Below are 940 nucleotides of genomic sequence, written 5' to 3' on the forward strand. Positions count from 1 at the left end.
GTGTTCCAGGAGCCGATGACGGCGCTCAATCCGGTCAAGACGATCGGCGAGCAGGTCGCCGAAGGCATCCGCTGGCATACCAAGGCAAGCCGCGCCGAAGCCGAGGAGCGGGCGCGCAAGGTGCTCGACCGGGTCGGCCTGCCCGAGGCAAAATTCCCGCTGTCGCGCTATCCGCACGAGCTGTCCGGCGGCCAGCGCCAGCGCGTCGTCATTGCAATCGCCTGCGCGCTGAAACCCAAGCTCCTGATCGCCGACGAGCCGACCACGGCGCTCGATGTGGTGCTGCAGGCGCAGATCCTCGATCTGTTGCGCGACCTCGTGGCGGAAAACCGCATGGGCCTGCTGCTGATCTCGCACGACCTCGCGGTGGTGACCGAGATGGCCGACAAGATCACCATCCTGCGCCATGGCGAGGTGATGGAAGCCGGCGACACGGCACGCACGCTGTCTGAGCAGCTCCATCCTTACACGCGTCAGCTGGCGCAGGCTTCCATGCATGTGCCGGCCCGCCCCCGAACCCACGTCGCCGGCTCGGCCAGGCCCCTGCTGCAAGTCGAAGGGGTGACCCGCGACTATCCGGGACGACGCAGCTCGCTGTTCCGGCGCGCCGCTCCCTTCCGCGCCGTCGACGACGTCTCGCTGTCGATAGAACCTGGCCAGTCGGTGGCCCTGGTCGGACGTTCAGGCTGCGGCAAGTCCACGCTTGCCCGCATGATCCTGGCGCTGGACAAATCGACCTCGGGAACGATCCGTTTCTGCGACGAGACCATCACCGGCAGCAGCGAGGCGGAGCTGAAGCCGGTGCGGCGCGACATGCAGGTCGTATTCCAGGACCCCTACGGCTCCTTCGATCCGCGCCAGAAGGTCGAGAAACTGGTCGCCGAGCCGCTGCATGTGCTGGCCAAAAAACCGGCCAACGCCGAGCGGCGCGAGCTCGTGG

At 67.2% G+C, this 940-nt stretch carries 1 protein-coding gene; it reads left to right on the forward strand.

Annotation, left to right across the window (positions count from 1 at the left end):
- Positions 1–940: ATP-binding cassette domain-containing protein (locus EOA33_RS36940; protein ID WP_145989563.1), on the forward strand; the 940-nt coding region annotated here is incomplete at both ends.

Source organism: Mesorhizobium sp. M4A.F.Ca.ET.050.02.1.1, from assembly GCF_003997725.1.
GTDB lineage: Bacteria > Pseudomonadota > Alphaproteobacteria > Rhizobiales > Rhizobiaceae > Mesorhizobium.